The 1,786-nt window shown below is 68.7% G+C and carries 2 protein-coding genes; both read left to right on the top strand.

Annotation, left to right across the window (positions count from 1 at the left end):
• On the top strand, nucleotides 1-486 hold a 486-nt coding region (locus AB0I41_RS35105), incomplete at its 5' end, for an IS607 family transposase (protein WP_357115765.1).
• Nucleotides 483-1,786, top strand: a 1,304-nt coding sequence (tnpB, locus tag AB0I41_RS35100) for an IS607 family element RNA-guided endonuclease TnpB (RefSeq protein ID WP_357115762.1), incomplete at its 3' end; no start/stop codon positions are given. The genes AB0I41_RS35105 and tnpB, both read left to right, overlap by 4 nt.

The raw sequence follows: 1,786 nt of genomic DNA, 5'->3' as shown, positions 1-1,786 counted from the left end.
GTCCGCCAGGCGCCCTCCGGAACGTGGATCGTGACCGAGCCCGCGAGCGCCGAGGGTCGTGTAGTCGCGTACTGCCGTGTCTCCTCCGCCGACCAGGAAGACGACCTGGACCGTCAGGCCATACGGGTTGTGGAAGGCGCCAACGCGCAGGGTCTCGCCGTCGGTGAGGTCGTCAAGGAGATCGGCTCCGGGTTCAACGGCAAGCGGCGCGAGCTGCATCGGGTCCTGGCTGACCCGACTGCTGCGGTGATCGTGGTCGAGCACCGGGATCGGCTTGCCTGGTTCGGTGTCGAACACCTGGAATCCGTGTTGTCCGCGACCGGGCGGCGTGTGGTTGTCCTGGACTCGCAGGAGGCCACCAGCGACCTGGTTCGGGACATGACCGAGGTGCTGACCTCGATGTGTGCCCGGCTGTACGGGCAGCGGGCGGCGAAGAACCGTGCGGTCCGGGCCGTGGCCGTGGCGACCGGTGAGGACGCCGAGTGAAGAAGTTCCAGCCGCGGCCCGGTTTCGTCGTGCAGGCCTACCGATTCGCGCTCGACCCGGGTGCAGTGCAGGAGAAGGCGCTTCGGTCGCACTGCGGCGCGGCGCGGGCCGCCTACAACTGGGCCGTGTCGTGGGTATCGGCGTCCTGGTGGCAACGCAAGGCAGAGGCCTCCTACGGCGTGCCCGACGACCAGCTCACCGAGTGGCGGACGTGGTCACTGCCCGCCCTACGAAAGGCGTTCAACCAGGCCAAGCACACCGATCTCAGGTTCGCTGACTGGTGGGAGGAGAACTCCAAGGAGGCGTACGGCACGGGCCTGGCGAACGCGGCGGCGGCGTTCGACAACTACGCCAAGTCCAGGCGGGGCAAGCGTAAAGGCAAGCGCGTGGGCATGCCCCGGCGGAAGTCCAAGCACAAGGCCCGGCTCGCCTGCCGGTTCACCACCGGCACCATCCGCGTCGAGCCGGACCGCCGCCACGTAACCCTGCCCCGGCTCGGAATGATCCGCACCCACGAATCCACCCGCAAGCTGCAACGCCGCATCGCGAACGGTACCGCCCGCGTCCTGTCGGCCACCGTCAGGTTCGAGCGGGGCCGGTGGTTCTGCTCGTTCCAGGTCGAGGTCAGCAAGAACGCGCGCACCGCCGCCCGGCCCGGCGTTGTCGTAGGCGTGGATCTCGGCGTCAAGTGCCTCGCCGTGATGGCTGACTCGGCGGGTGAGGTCCAGTACGTGCCGAACCCGGCGCACCACGACGGCGCGCTCAAGCACCTCAAGCGGCTCTCTCGCCGGGTCTCCCGCCGTCAGGGTCCGGACCGGCGCACCGGGCGTAAGCCATCCAGGCGGTGGGCGATCGCCAACGCCGAACGTAACCACGTGCACCACCGGGTGGCGAATCTGCGGCAGGACGGCCTGCACAAACTCACCACCGCCATCACCGCCGAGTACGCCACCGTCGTGGTCGAAGACCTCAACGTGGCCGGCATGCTCCGTAACCGCCGCCTGGCCCGCAAGATCACCGACGCCGGGTTCGCTGAGATCCGCCGCCAGATCACCTACAAGACCAGCTGGGCCAGCGGCGAAACCGTCGTCGCCAACCGCTGGTACCCGTCGTCCAAAACCTGCTCGAACTGCCGCGTGGTGAAAGCCAAACTGCCGCTGCACGTCCGAGTCTTCGCCTGCGACGCCTGCGGCCTGGTCATCGACCGGGACGAGAACGCAGCCCGCAACCTCGCCGCCCTCGCGGCCGCCGTAACAACTGGTACCGGAGTGGCCGGAGACCAGAACGCGCAAGCGTCGAA

Source organism: Micromonospora sp. NPDC050200 (assembly GCF_040656135.1).
GTDB lineage: Bacteria > Actinomycetota > Actinomycetes > Mycobacteriales > Micromonosporaceae > Micromonospora.
Note: the sequence above shows the minus strand (reverse complement) of the source record. Positions and strands in the feature narration are given on the sequence as shown.